General features: G+C 62.4%; 25 protein-coding genes and 3 pseudogenes. 13 read left to right on the forward strand and 15 right to left on the reverse strand.

All coding sequences use genetic code 11. The features are described from left to right. Positions 1-213 precede the first annotated feature (213 nt). Both EJ067_RS33320 and EJ067_RS33325 read left to right on the forward strand, forming a co-directional pair. Positions 214-732, forward strand: coding sequence for a MarR family transcriptional regulator (locus EJ067_RS33320; protein WP_245468105.1), 519 nt, complete (start codon positions 214-216; stop codon positions 730-732). Further along, positions 729-1,325 carry a gamma carbonic anhydrase family protein gene (locus EJ067_RS33325; RefSeq protein WP_126089300.1) on the forward strand — a complete coding sequence of 199 codons (597 nt, stop codon included), beginning with the start codon at positions 729-731 and terminating at the stop codon, positions 1,323-1,325. Before EJ067_RS33320 ends, EJ067_RS33325 begins: the two co-directional genes overlap by 4 nt. Positions 1,326-1,489: 164 nt before the next feature. Here the strand turns inward: EJ067_RS33325 and eno are convergent, their stop codons facing one another. The 10 genes and pseudogenes from eno to EJ067_RS35595 form a co-directional block, all read right to left on the reverse strand. Next, the gene (gene eno / locus EJ067_RS33330) at positions 1,490-2,764 is read right to left on the reverse strand and encodes a phosphopyruvate hydratase (protein ID WP_126089301.1); all 1,275 of its coding nucleotides are present in this window, start codon (positions 2,762-2,764) and stop codon (positions 1,490-1,492) included. A gap of 380 nt (positions 2,765-3,144) precedes the next feature. Beyond that, on the reverse strand, positions 3,145-3,510 hold the full coding sequence (locus EJ067_RS33335) for a PRC-barrel domain-containing protein (protein WP_126089302.1): 366 nt from the start codon (positions 3,508-3,510) through the stop codon (positions 3,145-3,147). 72 nt (positions 3,511-3,582) lie between these two features. Then, a complete protein-coding gene (locus EJ067_RS33340) occupies positions 3,583-3,789 on the reverse strand; it encodes a dodecin family protein (protein WP_126089303.1) in 207 nt (68 codons plus the stop codon). A 100-nt stretch (positions 3,790-3,889) separates the two neighbouring features. Then, positions 3,890-4,735 (reverse strand): 3-deoxy-8-phosphooctulonate synthase, encoded by an 846-nt coding sequence (gene kdsA / locus EJ067_RS33345; protein WP_126089304.1) that lies wholly within the window; start codon positions 4,733-4,735, stop codon positions 3,890-3,892. Continuing rightward, the gene (locus EJ067_RS33350; RefSeq protein WP_126089305.1) at positions 4,732-5,607 is read right to left on the reverse strand and encodes a VOC family protein; all 876 of its coding nucleotides are present in this window, start codon (positions 5,605-5,607) and stop codon (positions 4,732-4,734) included. The genes kdsA and EJ067_RS33350 overlap by 4 nt, the downstream gene beginning before the upstream one ends. 80 nt (positions 5,608-5,687) lie before the next feature. Further along, entirely contained in the window at positions 5,688-5,978 is a 291-nt protein-coding gene (locus tag EJ067_RS33355; protein WP_126089306.1) for a Dabb family protein, read from the reverse strand. A gap of 101 nt (positions 5,979-6,079) precedes the next feature. Continuing rightward, the gene (locus EJ067_RS35745; protein WP_281058947.1) at positions 6,080-6,214 is read right to left on the reverse strand and encodes a hypothetical protein; all 135 of its coding nucleotides are present in this window, start codon (positions 6,212-6,214) and stop codon (positions 6,080-6,082) included. 172 nt (positions 6,215-6,386) lie between these two features. Then, positions 6,387-8,360 carry a bifunctional 2',3'-cyclic-nucleotide 2'-phosphodiesterase/3'-nucleotidase gene (locus EJ067_RS33360; protein WP_126089307.1) on the reverse strand — a complete coding sequence of 658 codons (1,974 nt, stop codon included), beginning with the start codon at positions 8,358-8,360 and terminating at the stop codon, positions 6,387-6,389. Between the two features lie 130 nt (positions 8,361-8,490). Further along, positions 8,491-9,210 (reverse strand): annotated as a pseudogene (locus EJ067_RS33365) (FAD-dependent oxidoreductase); the annotation flags it as partial. A 175-nt stretch (positions 9,211-9,385) separates the two neighbouring features. Next, positions 9,386-9,559 (reverse strand): hypothetical protein, encoded by a 174-nt coding sequence (locus tag EJ067_RS35595; RefSeq protein ID WP_245468106.1) that lies wholly within the window; start codon positions 9,557-9,559, stop codon positions 9,386-9,388. On the opposite strand from EJ067_RS35595, the gene traD reads away from it, so the two are divergent. From traD to EJ067_RS33400, 7 genes are all read left to right on the forward strand, one after another. Continuing rightward, positions 9,524-9,922 carry a conjugal transfer protein TraD gene (traD, locus tag EJ067_RS33370; RefSeq protein ID WP_245468372.1) on the forward strand — a complete coding sequence of 133 codons (399 nt, stop codon included), beginning with the start codon at positions 9,524-9,526 and terminating at the stop codon, positions 9,920-9,922. The genes EJ067_RS35595 and traD overlap by 36 nt on opposite strands. Positions 9,923-9,937: 15 nt before the next feature. After that, on the forward strand, positions 9,938-11,992 hold the full coding sequence (locus EJ067_RS33375; protein WP_126089309.1) for a type IV secretory system conjugative DNA transfer family protein: 2,055 nt from the start codon (positions 9,938-9,940) through the stop codon (positions 11,990-11,992). Between the two features lie 6 nt (positions 11,993-11,998). Continuing rightward, complete coding sequence (locus tag EJ067_RS33380; protein ID WP_126089310.1) at positions 11,999-13,090, forward strand: AAA family ATPase; 1,092 nt, start codon at positions 11,999-12,001, stop codon at positions 13,088-13,090. Continuing rightward, a complete protein-coding gene (locus EJ067_RS34850) occupies positions 13,087-13,494 on the forward strand; it encodes a hypothetical protein (protein WP_189510241.1) in 408 nt (135 codons plus the stop codon). Before EJ067_RS33380 ends, EJ067_RS34850 begins: the two co-directional genes overlap by 4 nt. Further along, positions 13,491-14,285 (forward strand): hypothetical protein, encoded by a 795-nt coding sequence (locus EJ067_RS33390; protein ID WP_126089311.1) that lies wholly within the window; start codon positions 13,491-13,493, stop codon positions 14,283-14,285. The genes EJ067_RS34850 and EJ067_RS33390 overlap by 4 nt, the downstream gene beginning before the upstream one ends. 5 nt (positions 14,286-14,290) lie before the next feature. After that, entirely contained in the window at positions 14,291-14,953 is a 663-nt protein-coding gene (locus tag EJ067_RS33395; protein ID WP_189510243.1) for a helix-turn-helix transcriptional regulator, read from the forward strand. Between the two features lie 186 nt (positions 14,954-15,139). Continuing rightward, positions 15,140-15,661: a helix-turn-helix transcriptional regulator gene (locus tag EJ067_RS33400; RefSeq protein ID WP_126089312.1), complete on the forward strand. Its 522-nt coding sequence runs from the start codon at positions 15,140-15,142 to the stop codon at positions 15,659-15,661. Positions 15,662-16,133: 472 nt separating this feature from the next. Here EJ067_RS33400 and EJ067_RS34855 read toward each other — a convergent pair whose 3' ends face one another. From EJ067_RS34855 to EJ067_RS33415, 3 genes and pseudogenes are all read right to left on the reverse strand, one after another. Beyond that, positions 16,134-16,298: a hypothetical protein gene (locus EJ067_RS34855; protein WP_189510245.1), complete on the reverse strand. Its 165-nt coding sequence runs from the start codon at positions 16,296-16,298 to the stop codon at positions 16,134-16,136. 319 nt (positions 16,299-16,617) lie between these two features. Next, complete coding sequence (locus EJ067_RS33405) at positions 16,618-16,929, reverse strand: DUF736 domain-containing protein (protein WP_126089313.1); 312 nt, start codon at positions 16,927-16,929, stop codon at positions 16,618-16,620. Positions 16,930-17,552: 623 nt separating this feature from the next. Continuing rightward, positions 17,553-17,864: pseudogene (locus tag EJ067_RS33415) on the reverse strand (zincin-like metallopeptidase domain-containing protein); the annotation flags it as partial. 146 nt (positions 17,865-18,010) lie between these two features. On the opposite strand from EJ067_RS33415, the gene EJ067_RS33420 reads away from it, so the two are divergent. From EJ067_RS33420 to EJ067_RS33435, 4 genes are read left to right on the forward strand one after another with little or no spacing between them, the layout of a single operon-like run. Then, complete coding sequence (locus tag EJ067_RS33420) at positions 18,011-19,150, forward strand: site-specific integrase (RefSeq protein ID WP_126085777.1); 1,140 nt, start codon at positions 18,011-18,013, stop codon at positions 19,148-19,150. Continuing rightward, positions 19,150-20,928, forward strand: a complete 1,779-nt coding sequence (locus EJ067_RS33425) for a site-specific integrase (RefSeq protein WP_245467990.1) — start codon at positions 19,150-19,152, stop codon at positions 20,926-20,928. Before EJ067_RS33420 ends, EJ067_RS33425 begins: the two co-directional genes overlap by 1 nt. After that, a complete protein-coding gene (locus EJ067_RS33430) occupies positions 20,925-22,745 on the forward strand; it encodes a hypothetical protein (RefSeq protein WP_126085776.1) in 1,821 nt (606 codons plus the stop codon). The genes EJ067_RS33425 and EJ067_RS33430 overlap by 4 nt, the downstream gene beginning before the upstream one ends. Then, positions 22,738-23,181 (forward strand): hypothetical protein, encoded by a 444-nt coding sequence (locus EJ067_RS33435; protein WP_126085775.1) that lies wholly within the window; start codon positions 22,738-22,740, stop codon positions 23,179-23,181. Before EJ067_RS33430 ends, EJ067_RS33435 begins: the two co-directional genes overlap by 8 nt. Here EJ067_RS33435 and EJ067_RS33440 read toward each other — a convergent pair. Together EJ067_RS33440 and EJ067_RS33445 are read right to left on the reverse strand one after the other, a co-directional pair. Beyond that, positions 23,165-24,061, reverse strand: coding sequence for a zincin-like metallopeptidase domain-containing protein (locus tag EJ067_RS33440; protein ID WP_126085774.1), 897 nt, complete (start codon positions 24,059-24,061; stop codon positions 23,165-23,167). The two genes, EJ067_RS33435 and EJ067_RS33440, sit on opposite strands and share 17 nt — an antisense overlap. A 56-nt stretch (positions 24,062-24,117) precedes the next feature. Next, positions 24,118-24,738 (reverse strand): annotated as a pseudogene (locus tag EJ067_RS33445) (ArdC-like ssDNA-binding domain-containing protein); the annotation flags it as partial. Positions 24,739-24,948 lie beyond the last annotated feature (210 nt).

Raw genomic sequence — 24,948 nt, forward strand, 5'->3', positions numbered from 1 at the left:
CCCGAACCCTCGCGGCCGCGAACGCATGCGGCGGTCCGAATCTTTTCGCCCGATTGTGCTTAACGGACGGTTACGGGCCCATGGAATCGGCGAGCGGGAATGGCCTGGTCCGGCAGGTCGCATCCTGTCGCCTATCTGGTTGCTCAACGCGTTCGCGATCGCGGCGCGTGAGAAAGAAGTTGATCCTGATCCAAAATGATATATGCATACGCTATGCAACAATTGGACGCCAACAAGCTCGGTGCGCTCGGCGCGATGATTCGCGACAGGACGGAAGCGTCCTTGCGAGAGCTGTCACCGAGCGCGGCGGCGGTGCTGTCGATGCTGCATTTCAAGCCGGGGCTGACGACGACCGAACTCGCTGAAATTGTCGGCGTCAGTCAACCGACCGCTGTGCGCTTGATCGACGGGCTGGAACGGCAGGCGCTGATTGTGCGTGGCAAACCGAAAGGTCGTGTCACGCCGCTGACGCTGACGCAGAGCGGTCACGCCCAGGTCAGGCAGATGCAGGCTCTCCGGCTCGCCATGCTCGACGGACTGCTGTCTGCACTGCAGCCGGACGAGCGGCAGCGCTTTGTGTCCATGGTGGATAAGATCCTTGTCGGCGCGACGACTTCCCGCGCCTTCGCCAGGACAACGTGTCGCCTCTGCGAGCATGACCTTTGCGGAGCTGAGGTTTGCCCGATCGGCTGTCGCGCGGCTGAGATCGAGAAAGAGGAGAGTGTGCGATGATCATTTCTTACGGTGGGCATGAGCCGGCCATCGACGCCGATGCGTGGGTCGCCCCGGACGCTACCGTGTGTGGCGATGTCGTCATTGGCGCCGGCAGCCGGGTTATGCATGGCGCCCGCCTTGTGGCGGAGGCAGGCGGCTCGATCCGCATCGGCCGCAACTGTATCGTGTTGGAGAATGCCGTGATCCGCGCCACGCAACACCACCCTTGCACGATAGGGAACCATTGCCTCGTCGGCCCCAATTGCCACGTGGTTGGCGCAGAAGTCGCGGACGAGGTCTTCATCGCCACGGGCGCGGCGGTTTTCCATGGTGCGCACATCGAGCGTGGCTCTGAGGTTCGCATCAATGGCACCGTTCACCTGCGTACCCGCCTCGAGCCCGGCACGGTCGTGCCGATCGGGTGGATCGCGGTTGGCGATCCGGCCCGGGTCCTGCCCCCGGACCAGCACGAGGCAATCTGGTCCGAGCAGAAGCCGCTCGATTTCCCAGGCTTCGTCTACGGCGTCGACCGAAGCCTTCCCGATGTGATGCAGAAGATAACGGGGAACCTCTCGGCGGCGCTGAGCGTGCATCGCACGGAAAGCGTGTGAGCGGCGGCGGGCCTTTCACAGGATCAGTGCATGTCGCCAAAAACGCGCCGCAGCTTGGCGACGACATGCATCCAACCTCAAGGTGAGCCGCCTGAGGTGATGCGGCGCCCCCTGGCGGGCTGGACGAATGATCTGCCCGTCACGTTCCCGGAAATTGCTCAGGATCAGTCCTTGAACACCGACTTGCCGGCGTAGCGCGCCTGCTTGCCGAGCCCTTCCTCGATGCGGATGAGCTGGTTGTACTTGGCCATGCGGTCGGAGCGCGACAGCGAGCCGGTCTTGATCTGCCCGCAATTGGTGGCGACCGCGAGGTCGGCAATGGTCGAATCCTCGGTCTCTCCCGAGCGGTGCGACATGACGGCGGTGTAGCCGGCCTTGTGCGCGGTCTCGACGGCATCCAGCGTCTCGGTCAGCGAGCCGATCTGGTTGACCTTGACCAGGATCGAGTTCGCAACGCCCATGCGGATACCGTCGCGCAGGCGTGCCGTGTTGGTGACAAACAGATCGTCGCCGACGAGCTGGGTCTTCTTGCCGATCAGGTCGGTCAGGATCTTCCAGCCCTCCCAGTCGTCCTCGGCAAGGCCGTCCTCGATGGTGACGATCGGATAGTCGGAAGCGAGCTTGGCAAGGTATTTCGCCTGCGCCTTCGGATCGCGCGTCTTCTTCTCGCCCTCATAAACGTAGTTGCCGTCCTTGAAGAACTCGGTCGCCGCGCAGTCGAGGCCGAGCGCCACGTCCTCGCCGGGCTTGAAGCCGGCCTTCTCGATCGATTCCATGATGAAATCGAGCGCGGCCGGCGCGCTCTTCAGGTTGGGGGCGAAGCCGCCCTCGTCGCCGACATTGGTATTGTGGCCGGCGTCCTTCAGCTTCTTCCTCAGCGTGTGGAAGATCTCCGAGCCCCAGCGCACGCCGTCGCGCAGCGTCGGCGCGCCGACCGGCAGGATCATGAACTCCTGGAAGTCGATCGGATTGTCGGCATGGGCGCCGCCATTGATGATGTTCATCATCGGCACCGGCAGGACATGCGCCTTGGCGCCGCCGACATAGCGGTAGAGCGGCAGGCCGGTGGCGTCGGCGGCGGCCTTGGCCACCGCCAGCGAAACGCCGAGAATGGCGTTGGCGCCGAGACGGCTCTTGTTCGGCGTGCCGTCGAGCTCGATCATCGTCTGGTCGATATGGATCTGGTTCTCTGCTTCCATGCCGCCGATCGCCTCGAACAGTTCGCCGTTCACGGCCTCGACCGCGCGCTGGACGCCCTTGCCGAGATAGCGCGGCCCGCCGTCGCGCAGCTCCACCGCCTCATGCGCGCCTGTCGAAGCGCCCGATGGCACCGCGGCGCGGCCCATCGAACCGTCTTCCAGCACCACGTCGACCTCGACGGTCGGATTTCCACGGCTGTCCAGGATTTCACGCCCGACAATGTCGATGATGGCGGTCATTTGCGATGTCCCCGATTGATCGATTGAAGCGTCGCGCCCCTCTTAGCCAAAGCACCGCAAAAGGCAATCGGGCCGCCCGCAATTATTGCCGGCGGCAGGATTCACGAAGCGCAAATTTCTGTCATCATAAGTCATGCCGTCCACGGGCGCCTTCTGGGTTATGATTCGTGCTGCGCGGGGCGAAACAGGAGGAGTTTCGCCATGTCCCAGTTGAGCGGTATCGTGAGTTTGTTTCTGATCGCGGCGGCGTTCCTGACTTCATGCGACAGTCAGAAACCCCAGCAGAGCTCGGTGGAGCTCTTTCACGCGGCAGAATAGTCCAACGCCAAGGCCCCGGTTTTGCCGGGGCCTTTTCTATTCCAGCCAGCCGCTTGCGCTGGTCAATGCCAGTAAGGCTTTACGTGATAGTACTGGAAGGACGCATCGCGGGCCGCCTCGCCGTCGCCGCCGGTCAATTCCTTGATTGAGTAGGCCGGCGCCGCCTTGAGCTGGTCCTTGGTGAACGGCACGACGTAGCCGCCCTTGTCCGCGTCATAGTCGAGGCTCGCCCACGGTATTGCGTGATATTTCTCGCCCATGCCGAGGAAACCGCCGAAGCCGATGACCGCGAACATGATGCCATTCGACATTTTGTCCAGCATGACATCCTCAATGCTGCCAATGCTGTTGCCTTCGGTATTGTAGACCGAGGTGCCGATGACGCGCGAGGCGGCAATGGCTTCGGTATGCCCAGACGGGGTAGTCATGGTGGTGCTCCTCTCGATTCAATGTCTGCTTGGACAATGAGAGGATCAGGCGAAGGTTCCAGACTTTGTTGCTTAGCTGTCGGTCAGGATGAAGGTCACCTTCATGTTGACGCGATAGGCGGCAATCTTGCCGTCCTGGACGACGATCTTCTGGTCCTGGATCCAGGCACCCTCGACGTTCTTCAGGGTCTTTGCGGCGCGTGCGATGCCCTTCTCGATCGCGTCCTGAAAGCTTTTCTTGGACGACGACGTGATCTCGGTGACGCGGGCGACAGACATTGGCTTCCTCCTGCCAAGACGCTCAGTTGCGCAAACGAGGCTACAGCCTGCTTACTGCAACCACAAGCCGACCAAGGATTCGCCGGGACACCTGCAAATGTCAGTGCCCCTTGGCGACGCGGTCGAACGCCATCAGCTTTTCCAGCAAAGCCGGCATGTCCTTGAGCGGCACCATGTTGGGGCCGTCGGAAGAGGTCGAGTTGTCCGGATCATGGTGGGTTTCGATGAAGACCCCGGCAACGCCGACGGCGACGGCCGCGCAAGCCAGCGTTGCGACGAAGCGCCGTTCACCGCCGGAGGAGCCGCCCTGCCCGCCCGGCTGCTGCACGGAATGGGTGGCGTCGAAAATCACTGGAGCACCGATCTCGGCCATGATCGGCAACGCGCGCATGTCCGACACAAGCGTGTTGTAGCCGAACGAAGCGCCACGTTCGGTGGTCAGCACGTTCAGGTTACCGGAGCCGGTGATCTTGGCGACTACATTCTTCATGTCCCACGGTGCCAGGAACTGGCCCTTCTTCACATTGACAACCTTGCCCGTCCGTGCAGCCGCGACAAGCATGTCGGTCTGGCGCGACAGAAAGGCCGGAATCTGCAGCACGTCGACATGCGGCGCTACGATCGCGCATTGCTCCTCGGTGTGGACGTCCGTCAGCACGGGGACGGAAAACGTCTTGCGCAAATCGTCGAAAATGGGCATCGCCGTCTCGAGGCCGGCGCCGCGCGTGGCCGAGAGCGAGGTGCGGTTGGCCTTGTCGTAGCTGGTCTTGTAGACGAGGCCGATGCCCAGCCGCTCGGTCAGTTCCTTCAGCGCGCCGGCCATGTCGAAGGCGTGCTGGCGCGATTCGAGCTGACAGGGGCCGGCGATCAGCGACAGCGGCGCATTATTGGCGAAGACGACCTTGCCGACGGTTACCGATGCATTGGGCGCCAGGGGCTCACTCATGGGATCTCCCGAAATATGAAGGCAGCGCCCTGACCGGGCGCCGGCGGCACGATGATATCGCTGCCGCTCATGTTGTATTCGATTGCGTTGGCTACAAGCAGATCCACGGCATCGGCCGTGCTGCGGGTCGACAAAACGATGGCTGCAAAACGCAGGTCAGAAGCGCGCCCTGCCGGAATGCCGAGGCGGGAAGCAAATGCATCAGGCCTCAGGATGGAGACGGTCGCGTTGGGCAACTCAACCTTGTCACCGTCCTTCGCGACCTTGCCGGCTGCGGTCGACACCAGCCCGGCCCGGCTCGAAGGCTCGTCGCTGACAGCAATGATCTCGACAATGCCGGTTACCCCATTGGCATGCGCCTGCAGGGCGGTGCGGTCGATCTTCGGCGCGTTGATGCGCTGACAGGCGAACAGGAACGCGTCCGTTGCTTTTCTATCGGCCACGAACGCCAGTTTGAACGATGCCGTGTCGCTTTTGCCCGTGGTGTCGGTGAAGACGCGCGAAAAGCTAAGCATATCGCCGGCCGACAGGCCTGCTTCGACATAGCGCACCTGGTCGGCATCGGCATCCGCGGTCCCGAACACGATCGCAGAAAAGCCCTCGTCGCCAAGCTTGTGGCGGTAAAGGCGGTCTCGCGCGACGAAGACATTACCTTCGTCGATCGCCTTTCCGGCCGCTTTCTGGTCGCCGACGGCCACCGGCTCCAGATAGGTGCCGTCAGCGAAAAAGACGCATGCGTTCTCGGTCCCGAAAGGATGGACGCCGGTCGGCGCGACGACAAAGCCGAGCGACGAGAGACGCTGCCTTGCGATATCGAGGCTCAGCGTCGGCAGAACCAGGTGGTCGAGCGGATGGGTCGAAGTTTCGATCATACCGGCGCGGTGTGCCCCATTCCGGAGAGCGGTTCAAGGTCCGGCGTTCAAAGCATTGACGGAGGCGCGGACTGCCCGGCTCAGGCGGCGGCCACGACGTCGGCTGAATAGCGCAGCTCGCGCAAGGGCTTCACCTTGCTGGTCGTCTCCGCATAGATCGGATGCGCCTTATAGGCGGCGAGAGCGGCCTCGTCCTCGAACTCGGCATAGACAACCACATCGATCGCGTTGGAGAACAGATCGACCTTGGTGTTGAGCGTGACCTCGAAGTGTTTCGAATGCGGGATATTGCCCAGCGCCTGCAGCCCTGACCGCACGGCCTCCACATCCTCTTTGCGCCGCACGCTGAAGAAAACGATGTGCCGGATCAATCCAGCCTCCTTGATCGACCGATGAGCGCGTTTTTGTGGGAGCAGGGCCGTCGCGTCAACCGGCAACGATGTCGCGCCTGCCGTCCAAGCGGCGTCGGACCTCAGGCCGCGCCGGTGACAAAGCGTACGATGCGCGACATCTCCCTGACGGTCGCATCGAGATAGTAGCCATGGTTGTAGAGGCCATCCCAGATCAGGAAGAAGGTGATGGCGACGATGACGATCACATAACGCATGGCTAAAACTAACGCATGTCTCCAGCCGTAACCAGAGCGCCCCGGCGGCAATTCTCCGGGGTCACCGCTTTTTGCGCCTTCATGCGGTCCCAGCAGTTTGGTGCGTCGGCCGCGGCAGGGGTGCCGACGGAATCGAGCCTTCGCCCTTGTCGCCCTGGCCGCAAACGGAAACTCAAAGGGTGATGCGGTATTTGGCAAATCCCGCCTCGCCCTCGCCCGCCGGCTCAATTTTCGGGGATTTCACCTGATCGACAAAATCCTTCGCCCTGGGGCCGGTCTCGAAGACGACGCTGGCGCCGGCCAGCGGCGCAAACGACCAGTTGCCGTCCGCCGACGGATTGATCGTGCCCTCGTCGATGACGTAGCGCACGATCACGTCGCGGTTGGTGTCCGGCGCCTCGTAGATGATCTTCGAGGCGTTGATGTCGGGGAAATTGCCGCCGCCGCCGGCGCGGTAGTTGTTGGTGGCGACCACGAAATTGGCTGCCGGATCAATCGGTTTGCCGTCGAACCTCAGGTCGGCGATACGGCTGGAGCCGGCGTTCGCCACGCCGCCCTTGGAATCGTATTTCGGCGGCTGCGACAGGTCGATCCTGTACGTGACGCCGTCGATGACGTCGAAATTATAGGACGGGAAGTCGGTGTTGATCAGCGGCTGATCGGCCTTGCCCGGCTCGATCCTGTTGAAGATGCCGGCCGACATTTCCAGCCATTCCTTGACCTCGGCGCCAGTGATTTCAACGGCCCGTACCGTGTTCGGGTAGAGGTAGAGGTCGGCGACGTTCTTGATGGCGACGTCGCCGACCGGAACCTCGGTATAATAGTCGGCGCCGTTGCGGCCGCCGGCCTTGAAGGGTGCAGCCGCTGAAAGCAGCGGCACGTCCTTCCACTGCGTGCTCTTCAATATGTCCTTCAGATACCAGCTCTGCGCCTGGTTGACGATCTGCACCGACGGATCGTCGGCGACCAAGGCGAAATAGGAATAGAGCGGCGCGGACGTCCTGCCGACGGGGCGGCGGACATAGGCGAGCGTCGCCTCATGATCCTGCTCCAGCGCCGCGATGATGCGCTTGTCGTCGGGCACGGTCGCCTTGTTCTTGTTGTCGACGCGCTCGTAGATCGGCCGCGCTTCGGAGGTCGCCGAGACGACCCGCCATTTCGAGCCGTCGCGCTCCAGCAAAAGGTCGATCAGGCCCATATGCGAGCCCCAGAAGCCGCCCATCACCGCCGGCTTGCCCTGCAGCGTGCCCTTCTCGGTATCGACGCCTTCGAGCGACTGGAAATCCTTCTTGCCGGGGAAAACGAGATGCTGGTGGCCGGTGAAGACGGCGTCGATGCCCTCGACGCCAGCGACGAAGAAGGAGGCGTTTTCCATCTTGTCGCCCTGCTTGATGTCGATGCCCGAATGCGAGAGCGCAATCACGATGTCGGCCCCCTCTTCCCTGATCTGCGGTACCCAGGCCTTGGCCGCTTCGACGATGTCGCGCGTCTGGACGTTGCCTTCGAGGTTCTTCAGATCCCAGACCATGATCTGCGGCGGTACGAAGCCGACGACGCCGATTTTGATCGGCTGCTCGGCGCCCGAGCCGTCCTTGATCTTCTTGTCGAGGATGACATAGGGCTTGAGGTAGAGCTTGTCGTCGCGCGGGTTGGCGGCAAGCGTGGTGCCGCGGATCAGGTTCGCGCACACGAATGGGAAATTGGCGCCGGCCAGCACCTTGTCCAGGAAGGACAGGCCGTAGTTGAATTCGTGGTTGCCGAGCGTCGAGCATTCATAGCCGAGCAGGTTCATGCCCTTCATGACCGGATGCAGATCGCCGTCCTTCATGCCCTTCTCATAGGCTACGTAGTCGCCCATCGGGTTGCCCTGCAGCAGGTCGCCATTGTCGATCAGCATCGCATTGGTGGCTTCCTTGCGCACCGCGTCGATCAAGGAAGCCGTGCGCGACAGGCCCATCGTGTCGTTTGCTTTGTCGGCGTAGTAATCATAGGGGAGCAGGTTCACATGGATGTCGGTGGTTTCCATGATCCTGAGATGCGCCTGATTGGCCGCGGCGCGGGCTGAGAACGGATGCAGCATGATCAGCGCTCCGGTGGCGGCGGCTCCGGCCAGCAGCGAACGGCGGGTGACGAGCGGTTGTGACATTGCTTTCCTCCTCTTCGACAACGTGACAACCCCTGCCCCCGGATACGGAGCATGGCTCTGAAGGCACTTTGAGTCCACGTCTGCTGATCGCCTGTTGATCACGACAAGGTGACGCGTCGATGAAGGCAAATCAGCCTTTGTCGTCGTCGCCCTGGGTGATCAGCCGGGCGCTGCGGTGTCCGGTGAAATATATCCATAGCCAGCTAAGCGAAACCGCGAGCCGGTTGCGGAAGTCGATCAGGAAATAGATGTGGGCGATGCCCCAGAGCCACCAGGCAAGCCAGCCGGTGAGCTTGATCCAGCCGAAGTCGATCGCCGCGGCGCGCTTGCCGATCGTCGCCAGGTCGCCGTCATGCCGGTAGCGAAACGGACGCTGCACCGTATCGCCGCCGAGCCGCGCCCTGATGGTCGCGGCGACATGCTTGCCCTGCTGCTTGGCCGCGGGTGCAACGCCCGGCACCGGTTTCCCATCCGGCCGTAACAGATGCGCGGTGTCGCCGATGACGAAGATGTCCGGACTGCCCGGGACGGTGAGACCGGGCTCGACCAGCACCCTGCCCGCCCGGTCGGCCGATGCTCCCAGCCAATCCGCCGCCGGCGAAGCGGCAACGCCTGCCGCCCACAGGATGGTCTTTGCCGGCAGATGCGTATCGCCGAAGACGACGCCCTCGGCATCCAGTTGCGTGACGGCGCGGCCAAGCTCGACCGTCACGCCAAGCCGCTCCAGCGCTTTCTGGGCGTAGGCCGAGAGTTCCGGCGCGAAATTGGCGAGGATCCGCTCGCCGGCCTCGATCAGCACCACCCGCGCCTGCCGGGTGTCGATGTTGCGGAATTCGCCGCGCAGCGAATTCCGCAACATCGACACCCGGCAGGGCGGTCACCCTCTCGACCAGCCGGCCCGCTCGTGGTATCCATGTCTCGGGTAAGTTGCGCCGCATTTTAGGGGGACGTCATAAGGTTGTACTGGAACCGCAAGCTTGGCATTGTCACCGGGGGCTTGGGGAAAGAACGCACGGAGGTTTTAATCACCATGCCCAAAACTTCGCTCGCCGAACGCATGTCACGCCTCGAACAGCAAAGGCGCGGCTCGCCGACAGGAAGCCAAGATCAAGACCGACGAGCGCAAGCAGCACACCAGGCGCCTGATCGAGGCCGGTACGCTCATCGACAAGGCGGGACTGCTGGATCTCGAGCAGCAAGCGCTTTACGGCGCCCTGCTCTCCTTGGCGAAGGACGTCCACGACGAAAAGCAGATCACCGCATGGGCGGCGGCCGGCAAGAAAACGCTCGATCGCGAGGCAAAGGCTGCTGCCGCCACCAGGCAACTGCTGACCGTCACCTTTGCCGCGGCGTTGCCGACCGAGTTCTCGACGCGCCTGCGCGGCGCGCGCCTGCGCTGGAACAAGTTTCTGCAGCACTGGGAAGGCATGGCCGATTACGAAGCGGTCGCAGCGCTCGCCGCCGAGCATGATGGCGAGTTGCGTCGCATCGCGCCGCAAGCCGGCTCGGACGGTGAGGATGTGCCGGACCGGGTGCGCGGCCCAAAGCCTGGCCGGTCATAACGGACGGACCAGAAGATGTTCGGGCGCATCTCCTATGACCTTGCCAAGGCCGGCGTAAAGGCGCTCGTCGCCATCCTGCCGCTCGTCATCTGGTACCCGGCCTGGCGCTATGCCCACGGCCTTTGGCAACAGCTTATGCTCGACTGGTATTCTAGCGGCCCCGCCCCCTCGTCGGCAGTCTATCGTCTCGCCTATGCCGCTTGGCCTTCGATCGCGTTGGTGGGTCCCGGCCTCACGATGGGCGTGGCACTTTTGCTGCGACGGGCCGGGATGGTTCTGCCGCTGACTGCCGTTGCCGCCGTCTTCGGAATGGCCGTGGCGACCGCGATGACGGTCTGGCCGGAAGCCTCGCGACTAATAGAATACCGCTCGCTCTATCCATGGTCGGAGGTTCTGCGCGTTGCCGACATGTCGATCTTCTACGCCGGCGCCCTCGGCTTCCTCGCCACAAGGGCCGGCTTGCGCTCGCTGGTCGGCAAGCCGCTGCGCGCGCCAGGCATAACAAACCCGGTCGAGCGCGCCTCGTCCGACACGTTTGGCCATGCCGACTGGATGGACATCGCCGAAGCGCAAAACCTGTTCGGCGCCGGTGGGCGTTCACAAGCAGCGCCGAACAATCTTGGCGGCGTGGTGATCGGCGAGGCCTACCGCGTCGATCAGGACGCGCCGGCTCGACGCGGCCAGCAATTCGACCCCGGCGATCGAAAAAGCTGGGGCAAGGGCGGCAAGGCGCCGCTATTGACCTTCGACCTCTCATGGGGCGGCACCCACGGTCTCGTCTTTGCCGGATCCGGCTCCTATAAGACGGTGTCCGTCTGTGTGCCCACCTTGCTCAGCTATCGTGGTCCGATCATCACGCTCGATCCGTCCGCGGAGATGGCGCCGATGCTGACAGCCGCGCGCACCGCCATGGGTCGGCGTGTCATCGCCATCGATCCCATGAAGCGCACCGGCGGCTTCAATGCGCTCGACTGGCTGGCGAAGGATTCGCCGCTGATCGATGGCGACATCCGTTCGGTCGTCGACTGGATCTGCGGCGAAAGAAGCTCCGCCACGCGCGATGCGCCGGCGAGCGCCTCGGGCAAAGCCTTCTTCGAGGGCCGCGGCAAGGCGATCGTCGAGGCGCTTTTGTCCGACATCGTGTTCGACACCACGCTCGGCAACGCCAGGCGCAACCTCGTCACCCTCGCCGAACGGCTGGCGCAGCCTGAGAAGAAGATGCGCGCGGAACTGGCGCGCATCCATGAAGACTCCTTGTCGCCGCGTGGGCGTCATCTGGCCGGGCAATTGATGGATCTGGTTGCCGAGACGTTTTCCGGCGTCTACGGCAACATGAGCGAGCAGACCGAATGGCTCGCCAATCCCGCTTACGCAAGACTGGTCTCGGGCGACAGTTTCCGCACCGCCGATCTCGTCGCCGGCAGGCTCGACCTCTTTGTCAACATTCCGATGAAGGTGCTGGAATCAACGCCCGCCCTTGCCCGGGTCGTCATCGGATCGCTGCTCAACGCCGTCTACGAGGCCGACGGCGTCCTGCCGGGCGGCCGCGTCGTCTTCCTTCTCGATGAGGTGGCCCGGCTCGGTTTCATGAATTCCCTGGCGCGGGCCCGCGACGCCGGCCGCAAATACGGCATCTCACTGGTCATGCTCTACCAATCGGAAGGCCAGTTGCGTGAGCAATGGGGCGAAAGCGGCAAAGCATCCTGGTTCGAGAGCGCTTCCTGGCGTTCCTATGCCGCGATCGGCTCGCTCGAACAGGCGCGCGCCGTCTCCGAGGCGCTCGGCGAACACGGCGTCGTTCTCAACACCGAAACCAAAAACCGCGGCAAGAGCGCCAGGCCGCTCGAGATCGGCACCGCCTCGACCGGGGCTTCGGAACAAAAATCCGAGCGCGCCCGCCGGCTGGCGACCGTCTCCGAAATTCTTGCCGATACCCGTGCCGACGAGCAGTTCGTCTTCATCCAAGGTCGAAAGCCGCTGCGCTGCGGCCGCGCGATCTATTTCCGCAGAACGGAAATGGTCGCCAAAGTCGCCGCCAATCGTTTTGCGCCACGCATCGCGACCGGCTGAGGGGGCATGAAAGAAGTGCCATTTGCTCTTTCCCCCGTCCTGGTTGGTCTCGTGGTTCTGGTCGCCATCGTGGCGATCGCCGAACGACATGCCGGCATCATCCTGGTCGTTGCCCTGGCGGTCATGGCGTGGCGGCTGGTGCGTGCCGACAAATACGGCCTGCCTTCACGGCATCCTCGCGGCGGGCAACGACAGTCCACCGGCCGCGAACAATCGCACCTGTCGGTGCGCAGGTCCGAGCGCCGGCCCCTCGCCGCCATCCTGGCCGAGCTCGACGCCATGACCGGCTGGCGATCGGTCAAGGCCGAGGTTCACAAGCTCGTAGCCGTCCTGCGCGCCGAAGAGCACCGCCGCCGGCGGGGCGTAAAATCCAAAAACCCTCCCAGCCTGCATCTGGTGTTCCTCGGCAATCCCGGCACCGGCAAGACGACCGCCGCTCGTCTGATGGGCGAAATCTTTCATGCGCTCGGCCTGCTCAGCTCGGGCCATGTCGTCGAGGTCGACCGCTCCCGCTTGGTCGCCGGCTTTATCGGCCAGACTGCGATCCAGACGCGCGAAGCGGTCGAGGCCGCACTCGACGGGGTCCTGTTCATAGACGAGGCCTACGCGCTCGCGCCGGACGGGCACCAAAACGATTTCGGACGAGAGGCGGTCGACACCCTGCTCAAGCTGATGGAGGACAATCGCGATCGGCTCGCGGTGGTCGTTGCCGGCTATACCGGCGAGATGCGTCGCTTCCTCGACGTAAATCCGGGCCTGCGCTCCCGCTTCACCAGGACAATCCTGTTTGAGGATTACGCCGCGCAGGAACTTTCAGCGATCTTTCGCGATCTCATCGAACGGGAGGGTTTTGGCCTTGACGTTGCAGCCGAAGAGGCCATCGACCTCGCTTGCGTGCGCCTGGAAGCGGAACGCGGCGAGACCTTCGGCAACGCTCGCGACATGCGCACGCTCTGGGAACGCACCCGCGAGGCGCAGGCGCTGCGGTTGGCGGGTGATCCCGTCGGCACTCCCGGCCGTCACGCCATCATGACGATCGAGGCACAGGATATCGAGATGGCCATGGCTGTCCGCGAGCGGCAGGGGATCGGGGCATGATGGCATTGCTTTCATCCGGCCGCGCCACGCTTCTGCGCTGGTCCAAGCTTGTTCCGGGCCTGTTCAGGCAAGATCCGCTGTTTCGCTATGCCACGATCGCCGTTGTTCTGGCTTTGATCCTAATGGCTGTCAGCATCGGTCAGGACGTGAGCGCGCGCCGCCCCCTCCCCGGGACAAGAGACGCGGGCGTGACTGCGCCGGATCCAAGCGGAGAGGCCAGTACTCCAGCCGGGAATCTGGATGCGGCAAAGCCACCGGCTCCCGCATCGCCAGACCTGTCACCGGCGCAGCAAAACGAGCAAGACCCCGCGATAGCGCCCAGCCGATCGCTGCAAGGCCTCGATCTCGCGCCGGCGCCACGCGACAATTTTGGAACCGTTCCGCAAGGAGGCAAACCACAATGATAAGATCCTTGATCGTGCCGGGCTGCTTCGCCGCCCTGATCGGTGCAACCGGCACGGCGTTTGCCGAAAATTCGCCAACCGATACCACCGATCAAAGGCTGGAACGCATCGAGCGCAAGCTCGACGCGCTCCTGCGCCGTCTCGATGCTCCCGCTACTGTCGGCGCGGACCAGACGACCGCGCCAGCTCTCGCTGCGCCCGACAGGAGTGCCGCGCCGCAGAAGCCCAGTACCCTGCCCGCGGCTGCCGGGACCGACGGCACTTCCTATGAGCCGGGTGCTGTCGCCATTGCCCGCATCGCGCCGGCAAAGACCGATGCGCTGTCCGACGTTCCGGCCGACAGCGTCGGCAGCTATGTCTATCAAGGCGGCGACATTGCGCTGAACGAGCTTTCCCGAAACGGCGTCCGCTACACCGGCCTCGCCGCGGTCGAGCTCCAGGGCTGGCTTAAAATCGCCGAGGCCGGGAGGACGCAGCTCGCCGTCGAATATCGCGCCACCACCGGCTCCAACGTCTTCGTCAATGCGACCTGCATCGCCTCCGTCTGGCTGGAAGATCGCTCGATCGGCTCCAGGCGTGGCGAGATCCCGATGCCGGCGCGTGAGGAAAAAACTGTCTCCCTGGTTTACGGCGCCGACCTTCAGCCGGGCCTGTACAAGCTCCGCGCCTGGCTCGCCTGCACGCCGCCGCGCGACCTGCGCAGGCTCAATGCCGCGGTGCTGATCAAGAGCCCCAGCGACATGAACCTACGCCTGATCAAGGACACCGAACTCTTGCATCAGGAGCAGTAGCCGTCATGGCAAGAGCAAACAAAGGTCCGGACGGGTACGTCGTCGCCGAAGGACTGGTCGAAACGCGGCAAGCAGGCTTCGGCAGGCCGGTGTTCCGGCGGCCGGGCTTCGATGGCGTCGTCAGCTTTGACAGAATGGAAGAGGTTTTGAGCGCGCAGACCCGCGCATGCCGCGAGAGGCGCGGCCTGACGCGCGAAAATCTCGCATTGATGCTCGGGCTGTCGACCCAGGTGTTCCGGCGCTACGAGGTGGCCTTCTCCAAGATGCATGTCACGCGCCTGATCCACCTTTGCGAAATTCTCGGCGCCTCGCCAATCGCCATGCTTGCCGAGACAGCGCCGCATCTTTTCGGCAAGACCCGCGTAGAGGCAGAAACGCGTGCACAAGCCATCGCAGCCTTGGAGCAACTCCCCGAAGCTGTGGTGGCGCTGCTGCTGCCGCTGCTGCAGACCCTGCAAAATCAGCCGGGGTATTCCTCCAAGGATGCTGAGATCCCGGCGGCGAATTTATCGGCCGGGCTGGCCGACTTTGAGCGGATGTCAGGAAGGAGGTCCAGTCCAGTGCCGAAGAAGGACGCGGCCAGTGGCAATGCCTCCGCTTCCAAATCAGCTCAGAGAAAAAGGCACGCCTCGAAAAACAAACACGCCGCTGTCGCCAGAAAGAGTTAGAGGCAAATCCCGATCTTGTCCCTCGGGCGAGCTGATGCGTCTTGCCGAAGCCCTGGCTCGCGATGCCTTGAATGGTGCGCCCATAACGAGAGTTTTCAGCACGGTCGGGACGACTGATACTTTATTATGGGTTTAGTCCAGGAAAAGGGCGTACCGAAAGGCGAGTTCGTGCGAATACATAGATTCATGCTGCCAAATGAAGCAGGCGAGGTGAACAACCCCCTTCGGGACAATATCGCGTGGTTCCTCGAAGCCGAGCGCCGTAGGCGAAAGCTTCGCCATCAACACATGGCTGAACTGTTCAAAACGTCGCCTGGTCAAGGACTCGCATACCGCACCTACATTCGCACCATGAGAAAGCGAAACAACGTGACGCTGCGCACGGTCGAACAGATGGCTCAGGCGCTGCAGGTGTCGATCGCGACACTTCTGGTCGGCGGTGCTGAATTGGAACCCTGGGCCCACAAGCTCACCGAAAAATCGATCCGCGGGCGCCTTGCCGGCATCATCAACAGCGAGCGTGAGCGCCGCAATCTGCTCCGCTATCAAATGGCGGAGCTCCTGGGTGTGTCGGAGATCACTCTCAACAAGCTGGCGGACGCGGATGGTAATGTCAGTGTCGATACAATCGCCGCTATCGGCGAAGCGCTCGGTCGCGATCCGGCGACCTTTTTGTTTGAGGACTCCGACAGCCAGCAACCGGCCTGATTTGGCACGGCCTATCGTCACCCTTCAACAGCCTCTCGCGGATGTCTACAGTCTTTGTTTAGCGACGTCGGCCGTTAGCCTGTCGACGTCTCATAGATGCTGAACGGCTTCAAGCAGCCGAAGCCCCGTCGGATCGGCCGCTGAACGGTCGGCCAGCATCTTTATTGCGGTAGCAGTGGAGGAGGACCTACCGGCGACTGAATTTTGATCGGCGAGGAGACGCGAAAGCGGCGGGGAAATTCTGGCGCTGTCAGGTTGCGTCGTGACGAACGGGCTGCAACATCCCCGTCGAAAGGAAAAATGCGACTGGGCGCTGTCGCGCAGTGTCTCCAGCCTGTCGATGGTGTGGTCAGTCTTGCGGCCATATGCGCTGCCCGCGAGCTGCCAAGCTGAGTGTCGAGGGATAAGCCCTCTCGGCCGGGACAATGGCCGGTCCGGCGTACCGGCTCGTATGATGCGGCGAGAAGCCGCCTCAGAAAGGCGGCTCTGCTCCGATCGCTCCGTTCTGCTCGGCGAGCTTGACGGCGAGCTCGGCCTCAGCGAGTTGCAACTCCGCCTCGATCTGCCGGCGCTCAATGACATCACACGCATTCTTCAGTTCGGCGCGCAATTCGTCGATGTGTTGTTCGATGGTCATCGTCTCATCTCCTTGAGTTCGTGAAAGACGACGACGCGGGCTGTGCCGGAGCGGCGGGGTCAGGGATCGCGGAACGCGACCGCCAGCGGCGGCGAGTGGTGGAGCCGATTTTGTTGCAGCAGAGGGAACCGGAGCGGAAGCAAAATTGGGGGACCCTCGTCCTTGATGCCGCCGGTCGGGCACGGCACAATGGGATGATCTGAGCAGATCCTTACGGTCCGTATGGCACCAGAAAAGCCGGAAACGGGCTCGATGCCTGTTTCCGGCTTCAGAAGAAAAGGGTATTGGCCCCGCCTTCACAGGCGGGGCCGGCCGCACCTCAGTCCCGGTTCGGGCGGGACCAGATCAGCTGGTAACCGTCCTCGCCCTCGACCTCGGTCAGCGTCGCGTAGATCGGCGCCGGGAAGCTCGGATCGTCGAGCTTGACCGAGAGATAGTCGCGGTCGCTCTCGGTGGAGCGCTTCTGCCAGGCCGCACCTAGCTCGACATTGCCTGCGTAGATGCGGAAGTGCGGGCCCTTGCCGGAGGGATTTTCGACGCGGGCGATGCGCGCCTTGACGTTGAGGGCGAGAGTGCGGATCGAGCCGTTGAAGCCGGTTTCGGTGGAGGTGAAGGTGCCGATGGTTGCCATTGCCGTGTTCCTTTTGCTGTTTCGGGCCGCGCCCATCGCGGCCTCGATGGCAGTCACAAAGACCGGTGACGATCGGACCGCACCCATGGGCCGGAATGCAATGGAGGGCGGCCGGGAGCAGCTTTGTTGATCAGCGAGGAATGAGCGCTTTGCGCTCAGGGGAAGAAAGTTGCGAAGGCCGTTGCGGGAGAACGATCGAGGCGAAGCCGTTCTCCGGTCAGACATGCCTCATCGAGCCCGCATATGGAGCGCCGGTGACGCAGAGAAACGGAGTTGGCAATGGCGATGGCGCCCGATCGCTCCCGTCACCAAAACGGACGCGCGGTGAGCCCACGAGCCCGTGACGTTGCTGACCTGATGCGTCGTTTCCCGGCGCTGAGCCGGTTGCCTCGGTGGCGGCTATCGTTGCGCCGCGCTTCGCCTGGGGGATTTATGCGCAAGCAGACAAAGCCGTTCATCGTTGAGATCAAGCCGCCACGCAAGCCGAACACCGGCCTAAAGAAGACGTCGATCTGGGGGAAGGTAGACCTGAGGACTGGCACCCCAGCCGTTACGCCCTGCACGGGAAGGTGAACCAGCCGCCCTCGATGAGAGCGGCCGGCCCTGATTGATCCGAGCGGCTCTCAAGCCGCCTCTCGTGCCCGACCGTCTGCCGGCTGAAGTTCGTGCAGATAGTTGACGGCACGCTGCGCATGCGCGGCCGCGGCGAAGATGAACCGCTTCTCGTTCTTGAGAATCTCGAGCCAACTCGCAAGGTAACTGGCGTGATCGGGCCGCGGTTCGAGTTCGGGGACGATACCGAGATCGGCCGCCAAAAAGCATCCGCCGAGATCCGCAATCAGCTCTTCGTGGGCGCGCGAAGCGCGATCCTTGTGATAGCGGGAAAGATCACGAGCAAGCCGTTTTTCCGAGCCTGACCAATGGGTTAGCTCATGTTAGGACCCGTCTCCAGCGCGTCCTTTCTGTCATCTTCCTGAACTAGAATCAGGACAGTTTTGGTTGCGTGGGACGCCCGCCGCTTTGCCGGGCGGGCCCGAGGGCCTGCCCGGCAAAGCGGCGGGCGGCGCGAATTGGGGAACCCATGGCCGAACTGTTATTCACCACCGAAGAGTTTGCGCCGCACGGCATATCACGCCCGGGCGTCCCCATGCTTCTCGATAACGAGATGCGACTTGTCGAACCAGCTTGCGCGTGGCTGCTGCACATCGCTCTGGTGCGGGGACGCACGCGCAGTCGGCAGACATGGCGCACCTATGGAGAGACTCTCTACGATTGGTGGCAGACGCTTGAGGCCAATGAATGGGTGTGGGACGCGATCGGAGTAGCGGAGATCGCAGCTTACCGAGATCGAATGCTCTTTCGTCCAAGCGATCATACCAGGCGCGCTTACGCGCGCGGTACGATCAATGGTCGCATCAGAACGTTGGCCCTGTTCTACCGATGGTGCGTTGGTGCGGGCCTTGCTCACCACTTGCCATTTACCGCGGACGAGTTGGCACTATCGCGAAGCCGACCGCAGGGTTTCCTGGCGCACGTCGACGCCACTGGTGGACGCCAGACTGTCAATGAGCTGACGGTCCGACAAACATCGACATTGCCGAGACCTCTGTCACCCGCAACAATGCGCCAGGTGATGAGCGGGCTGGACTCGCGAAATCGATTGATTGTGGAGTGGGCTGTCACCACCGGTATGCGCCGGATGGAAGTTGCCGGATTGCGGCTGCGCGTGCTTCCGCGGGAAAGCTCGGATGCCCTTACCGCAATAAAGATCGAGACCACCAAGGGCGGGAAAGCGCGGACCGTTTATCCGCCACAGCCTTTGGTCGACCGTACGCTTGCCTATGTACGTGAGGAGCGCGCCGCCATTATACGGCGCGCGAAATCCCGAAACCCGAACTATGCGGAACCAAATACGGTCTTTCTGACGGAAGCTGGACGGGCGGTGAGTGCTCGGCGCGTAGGCGCGATGTTCGCCGCTGCTGCCACGGCAGCCGGTGTGACTGCTAGCTTCCACGCGCTGAGACATACTTTTGCGACCTCGATGCTCCGGTTCCTGCAACGGCGGACACAACAGGAGCCGGAGCTCAATCCGCTCCTCACTCTGCAAGTTCTCCTGGGACATGCCGATCTGACCACTACGGCGATCTATTTGCGCGTTGTGGCGACAGACCTGACGCTTGCGGAGGCATCGGTCGAAAACCTTTATGAGGCTTTGTTATAATGGCACAGCGACGCAAGGATTATCGGCTCGATCCATCACCAGTGGGTCTTGTGGGCGTGCCTGGCTCTCTAGTGGTCAACTTCCTTGATCCCAACGGTCGACCGGAAAGCAGCTTCGACTTCACCGTCTATCGAACTGCGCCGAGGATTGCAGCCGAAATTGCGCTTGCCTTCCGTCACCATCATGCCGGCCACAGCCCGGCTACTCGCGAAGGCGCGTTCAACACACTTTCTCGCTGGTTTGCCTTCCTGAACGATCATACTTCCGAGATCACGTCGATGGGGGATGTCGATACGGCGGTGCTGCACGCCTTTATAGCCTGGCTCAATGCTAAGCCATGGACCAAGAGTTCTCGTCATGGCAGCTGGTCGGTGCTCAAGCAGATGATCGGCTGGCTCAAGCACAACCGACCCGACCTCGTTGCTTGCGATCTTGAAATCCCGTTCAATGCCTTTCCTCGTAAGAATGCGGAGACGCGCCCGCGAGAGGCGCTAAGCCGATCAGAGATGGAAGCTGTTCTGGCGGCGGCCCGGAAAGACATCGAGGCGAGCTGGGCGACCTTCCAAAGGGGAAAGGCACTTCTCTCACAGGTTGACCGAGAAGCGATCGCAAGGGAACGTGACCTCAGCCGGCTAAACCTCGACGACCTCGGCGTGATGCTTGCAGTTATTGTCGAGCATTACGGCGGACTGATGCCTCCGCAGAACGTTACGCTGAAGCGAGGTTCCGGGCGCTGGCGGCTTCACTTCGCCTCGGTTCGACACGGCGGAAACCAAAAGCTTTCCAGCTATCTTCATGCCCTGCCCGAAACGCTGATCCCATACATGATCGCCATAGGCGCGCAGAGCTATGCCAACCCCGAAGCCCTGCGCGACCTGCGGCGCGACTGCATGAGCGATCATCTGCTTCTTGAGGGGCGAGAGGTGATGACATGGTCGAAGGGCCGTTCGAGCCGACTCCAACGTCGAAGCTTCCTGCGCGACAAGAGCCTGTCGGTACCAAACCTCGTCGACAGAGTTCTGGAAATGACGGCGGGGTTGCTGCCGCACGTTCCCGCTGACGACCGCGATCGGTTGTTCCTTGTTGCGAGCATAAACGGTTCACGCGCAACACAGCTGATCCCCAACTATCTGGCCAGCAAGCATGTTCGGCTCTTTGTGCAGCGCCACGATCTCGTTGACGAGAAAGGAGACCCGCTTGCTTTGACCTTGGCGGCCCTGCGCACAACGGGACTTACCCTCGCACACGAGGCACTCGGCCACGACATTCTGAAAACCCAGGTTCTCGCCAACCATGTCACCCCCGACACAACGCAACGGTATATCGATCGGCCGATCGTCCGACGAGCCCAAGAACGCATCGTCGGCGACCTGCAGGCACGCTTCGTCGATATTGTTCGTGGTACTGACGCTCCTGAGCGGAGGGACGAAATATCGGCAACCGACGCCGCGTATGCCACGGCTGCCGGCTTCACTTGCAAGGATCCCCTCGCCGGCGTCGGGGAAGGTCAGAAAGTTGGCCGGCTGTGTACGGCGTGGCTTGGCTGCTTCACCTGCCCGAACGCCGTCATCCCGCTCGATCCGGATGTTCTGGCGCGGCTGATATCCACGCGCGATGCGCTTGTCGCGGCGCGTCAGGAACTGGCGCCAGATCGCTGGCGTCTTCTTTACGCCCCGAAACTGGAAATCCTCGAGAACGACATCTTGCCGCGCTTCTCATCCGAGCTTCACCTGGCTGCGTCTATGAAAGAGGCGCCAGCCTTGCCGGTGATCGAATGAAAACGCTGCTCGCCGAAAATCCCGTTGTGGCCGGATGGGCTGAAGCGCCGGTCTCGCCATGGAGTCGCTTCGGCGACGATGAATGGCTGCTCGATATCCGCACTGCCGGCCGGCGCGCTGACCAGAATAAGATAAACTGGACGCCAGAGTTGCCGGAGGGAGCTGTCATCAGCGAAACGGCATGGCGCAGTCTCCATAGGGCGGCAAAGCAGTTCCTATGGTCGATGACTGTGAACCCTCCGACCGGGCGCAAACGTCTGTCGCCAGCGTCGGTGCATAGCAAAGCCGTGACACTAAAAACCATGATTGGGTGGATGGCGCTTGACGGACTGGAGACGTTCAGCAGCATTGATGCCGGGGCCGTGGAGCGCCTGCGGACTTGGCTGCCGACGCGTCCAGGATTGAAGGCGAAGTCAATCACCGCCAACACCATCGTCAACTACATGTTGGTGCTGAAGGATCTCTATCGACAGCGAGCCAAGCTCAATGATGCCCCGTTGGTCGATCCCTTGCCACAAGAAACCACCTATGAAGCGGCAGGATTGACCCCAGCTACGCGCGGTGCGATCCCGTTCATCCCCGACCCCATTGCGATCTCATTGCTGAATACCGCGCTTCAGTGGGTGGAAATTTATGGCCCGACCATCGTGAGAGCCGAGACTGTCCGCCGCCAGGCCCATGAAACTGGGCTGACACAAGGGACCAGAAGGCAGGCCTCGGATCATGTTCGAAAGGCATTGCGCAGCATAAACCTGACAGGCCCTGCCGGTGAAGCACTGCTCGGCGCCCATGCGGTCCGCCACGCCGCCACTCGTCTCGTGGAGGCGTGCTACATCGTCATCGCCGGCTTTGTCGGCATGCGCGTGAGCGAGATTCTGTCGATCGAAATTGGCGCCATAGAGTCCCACCCGATTGCAGAAACCGGTGTCGAACAAGCTTACCTGGTGGCGAGGTTGTTCAAGACGGTTGACCAGCATGGCGGTCGAATGGAACGCTGGATTGCCCCAGAGCCGGTTGTGAAGGCAGTGGAACTGCTTGAACAGTTGAGCGCGCCGCTGCGCAAAGCATCCGGAAGGCGTGAGCTCTTCCTCGTCAAGAACACGCAGTATGGCGAGGTCGTACCGGTGACCCATATGCATATCGGCTGGCGGATCAACGATTTTGCGCGCCACGTCGGGGTGCCGCTGCACGAGGGAGAGCCCTGGTCGTTCAGCACACACCAGTTCCGCAAGACCTTTGCACGATTCATTGCCCGAAAGGACAGGTCGCAGCTTCTTGGCCTTGCCGAACACTTCAAGCATGCATCGGTCGCCATGACCGCGCGGGGGTACGTCGGCAACGACTTCGATCTCCGCCAACTGATCGAACACGAAAACCGGGCTGAAACGGCGACGGCGTTGGAAAGGATGCTGCTGAGTGATCGACTTGCCGGTCGCATGGGCGAGCGAATCGCAGCGAACAACGCGTGTTTCCGGGGACGAGCGGGTGAGCAGGTACGCCGGGATTACATCGAGTTCGTTCTCACCGATACCGATCTGCGCATCCATGCCTGCGACTATGGTTGGTGCGTGTTCCAGCGGGAGACCAGTCGTTGCGGCGGCGAGGTCGGTCCGAGCGAGGCTGGCCGGAGCCCGGCCGTCTGCCTGGGTTGCGCGAACATGGTGATTGAACTGCGCCATGCGCCTTACTGGCGCGATCGTCGAAGCCGGAATTTAGATCTACTCCCGCGGGCCAACGCCATGACGGCCGCCGTTCTGACAGAGGTGATCGAACAGTGCGACACTGTCCTGACCAGGATCGGAGAAAAGGATGAGTGAACCACGCTCGCCTTCCGCTACGTCGGCGGCTCGAGCCTACCGCGCCGCCTTGGCCCGGCTGGTACGCGGCGAGGGCCGCCATCCGGATCATCAGGGGCGGATCGTCCGGATCAGCCCTGCTTCAGTTGCACGTGAGGCGGGAAAAAGCCGAAACCCGCTCTACACGACACATCGGGACATCCTCGATGAAATCGAGGCCGCCGCTGAGGGACCCGGGCCTTCGAAGGACTTAGCCGAAAAGGTTCGCGAGCTGGAGGCCGAAATTGCCCTCTTGCGCGCCGATGCCAAGCGGCATGCGGAAGAAAAGCGTAGCCTGGCAAGCCAAAACCTCGCCCTGCTTCACAGAGCAAGGACGGTGGAGGGGCAATTAGCGTCGGTACAGCGGCGAGCCGCATTGGGGCCCGCCGCTGAACCGTCGGCTACGCGGCGGCGCTGAGTTCGCTAGAAGGTTGCTGCGCATGCATCCAATCAACGGCCTTCTGAGCCCTGCTCGCAGCCGCAAAGATGGCGGAAGAATCATTGCGAAGGACCTTCAACCAACTGGCAACGTAAGCCGCGTGATCGGGCCTCGGGCGAGCCGAGATCGACAAGTCAGCGAGAACCATTGCGGCTCCAAGCTCTGCCACAACCTCCTCCATCGCATAGGCCTCCGAGCCAAAACGACCCGAGAGGTCCCGGTCCAGCCGGTGCTTGGCTGCTGTCGCATGAAGGCCTTCATGAAAAAGAACGCTATAATGCGACGCACTGTCCTTGAAGTCAGCGAGAGCCGGGACATGCACCCTGTCGGCAGAGGGGAGGTAATATGCCTCACTGCCGCCGAAGACGGTGTTGATCCCGAGGTTAGCGTAAAATGTATCGGCTTCGCTGATGCGGTCGTTGTTTGAACGAGGAGCCACTGGCTCAGGCTCAAATCCGTCAACTTGAGCACAGTTGAACACCGAATAGCCACGCGCAAACAGCATGGTGCGCTCTGAACCATCAGCGTCGGCCTCGCCCTCGTCGGATTTGCCCCGGACCGGGCCCCAGAAGACGATCGTCGTGGATCGCTCGCCTCCGCGGACTTGGGCGCCCAGGGCTTGCCATTGGCGATAAGTTCCCCACACGCCCTTGGGATAGCCGGCGCTCTGCGCCGCGGCCCAAAGCGTGAGAGTGTTCACGCCGCGGTAAGGCTTTCCGGAAGATATGTTTGTGGGCCGTGATGTCGCCGTTCCATCATGATGCCACGGCATAACGAAGTCACCTGCACCGGCTTCGATTGCCGCGATGATCGCCTCGGTAACCTGAGCGTAGACGCCTGCGCGCTTCTGAGAGGTCATGATTAAGCCCTCCCTGCATGCGCTGCAGCGGGAAGGACACTTGCGATGAAACCTAATTCATGCCCAAGGGTGGCGTAGTAGCTCGCAGCATCGCGAAAACTTTCGAACGGCGGCATCTGTACGATATCGAGAGACGGATTGAAATAGGCCTGGTTACCACCGTGGCGGATCACCGCGCCGGTTTTGGCAAAAAAGGCATCGGCATGGGCGATCCGCTCCACCGGATCGGTGGCGGGTGCCGGATTGAGGTAATACTGCTCGGGAAGGCCTTCGATCTGATCGGCGCAGAACACCGTATAGGCCTTTAGGAACGGAATTCCGCGTTCCACTTCCTCGCCGCGGTCATCGGTCTCCATGCGGGTGAAGCGGCTGGCATAGACAACGGTTGCGCCGGTCTCGCCCTTGCGGACATGTCCGCCCAGCTCGATACTCTGCTTGAAGGTCATCCAGATTGGCGAGACGAAGCCTTTCGAGACGGCTTCCGACCAGAGAAGCAGGGTATTGATGCCCTGATATGCAAGACCATTGTGGCGCAAAGGTCGCGTGATGCGACCTGTGGCATTTGCCGCGCTCCAGGGCTTGATCCAGGGGCGAACACCCTTTTCGAGCTCCGCGACGATACGGTCGGTGATTTTCGCGTAAATGTCGGCGCGGGCCTTGTTTTCTTTGCTGCTCATTTCCTGACCTCCATTTGAGGCCGCGCCCATCGCGGCCCGTCACGCGGGGTCCGCAGCCGGGGCAACAGGCAAACGAGCGCACCGAAGGCCGCAACGTCAGTGGAGGACGGCAAAGCCGTTGCGGCTCGATTGCGACCCCGGCAGGACCGACAACCGCGACGGGCTCTCTGGGCGCCTCCCTTCTCCTTCTTTCCCTTGCTTGGGTAAGAC

Origin of the sequence: Mesorhizobium sp. M1D.F.Ca.ET.043.01.1.1 (genome assembly GCF_003952385.1) — a bacterium.
In the GTDB taxonomy this organism is placed as follows: Bacteria; Pseudomonadota; Alphaproteobacteria; order Rhizobiales; family Rhizobiaceae; genus Mesorhizobium.

Excerpts from the sequence above, each read along its gene's own strand:
- EJ067_RS33320 (WP_245468105.1), top strand. The coding sequence starts at position 214 with ATGCAACAATTGGACGCCAACAAGCTCGGTGCGCTCGGCGCGATGATT.
- EJ067_RS33325 (WP_126089300.1), top strand. The coding sequence starts at position 729 with ATGATCATTTCTTACGGTGGGCATGAGCCGGCCATCGACGCCGATGCG.
- eno (WP_126089301.1), bottom strand. The coding sequence starts at position 2,764 with ATGACCGCCATCATCGACATTGTCGGGCGTGAAATCCTGGACAGCCGT.
- EJ067_RS33335 (WP_126089302.1), bottom strand. The coding sequence starts at position 3,510 with ATGACTACCCCGTCTGGGCATACCGAAGCCATTGCCGCCTCGCGCGTC.
- EJ067_RS33340 (WP_126089303.1), bottom strand. The coding sequence starts at position 3,789 with ATGTCTGTCGCCCGCGTCACCGAGATCACGTCGTCGTCCAAGAAAAGC.
- kdsA (WP_126089304.1), bottom strand. The coding sequence starts at position 4,735 with ATGAGTGAGCCCCTGGCGCCCAATGCATCGGTAACCGTCGGCAAGGTC.
- EJ067_RS33350 (WP_126089305.1), bottom strand. The coding sequence starts at position 5,607 with ATGATCGAAACTTCGACCCATCCGCTCGACCACCTGGTTCTGCCGACG.
- EJ067_RS35745 (WP_281058947.1), bottom strand. The coding sequence starts at position 6,214 with ATGCGTTATGTGATCGTCATCGTCGCCATCACCTTCTTCCTGATCTGG.
- EJ067_RS33360 (WP_126089307.1), bottom strand. The coding sequence starts at position 8,360 with ATGTCACAACCGCTCGTCACCCGCCGTTCGCTGCTGGCCGGAGCCGCC.
- EJ067_RS33375 (WP_126089309.1), top strand. The coding sequence starts at position 9,938 with ATGTTCGGGCGCATCTCCTATGACCTTGCCAAGGCCGGCGTAAAGGCG.
- EJ067_RS33380 (WP_126089310.1), top strand. The coding sequence starts at position 11,999 with ATGAAAGAAGTGCCATTTGCTCTTTCCCCCGTCCTGGTTGGTCTCGTG.
- EJ067_RS34850 (WP_189510241.1), top strand. The coding sequence starts at position 13,087 with ATGATGGCATTGCTTTCATCCGGCCGCGCCACGCTTCTGCGCTGGTCC.
- EJ067_RS33390 (WP_126089311.1), top strand. The coding sequence starts at position 13,491 with ATGATAAGATCCTTGATCGTGCCGGGCTGCTTCGCCGCCCTGATCGGT.
- EJ067_RS33395 (WP_189510243.1), top strand. The coding sequence starts at position 14,291 with ATGGCAAGAGCAAACAAAGGTCCGGACGGGTACGTCGTCGCCGAAGGA.
- EJ067_RS33400 (WP_126089312.1), top strand. The coding sequence starts at position 15,140 with ATGCTGCCAAATGAAGCAGGCGAGGTGAACAACCCCCTTCGGGACAAT.
- EJ067_RS34855 (WP_189510245.1), bottom strand. The coding sequence starts at position 16,298 with ATGACCATCGAACAACACATCGACGAATTGCGCGCCGAACTGAAGAAT.
- EJ067_RS33405 (WP_126089313.1), bottom strand. The coding sequence starts at position 16,929 with ATGGCAACCATCGGCACCTTCACCTCCACCGAAACCGGCTTCAACGGC.
- EJ067_RS33420 (WP_126085777.1), top strand. The coding sequence starts at position 18,011 with ATGGCCGAACTGTTATTCACCACCGAAGAGTTTGCGCCGCACGGCATA.
- EJ067_RS33425 (WP_245467990.1), top strand. The coding sequence starts at position 19,150 with ATGGCACAGCGACGCAAGGATTATCGGCTCGATCCATCACCAGTGGGT.
- EJ067_RS33430 (WP_126085776.1), top strand. The coding sequence starts at position 20,925 with ATGAAAACGCTGCTCGCCGAAAATCCCGTTGTGGCCGGATGGGCTGAA.
- EJ067_RS33435 (WP_126085775.1), top strand. The coding sequence starts at position 22,738 with ATGAGTGAACCACGCTCGCCTTCCGCTACGTCGGCGGCTCGAGCCTAC.
- EJ067_RS33440 (WP_126085774.1), bottom strand. The coding sequence starts at position 24,061 with ATGACCTCTCAGAAGCGCGCAGGCGTCTACGCTCAGGTTACCGAGGCG.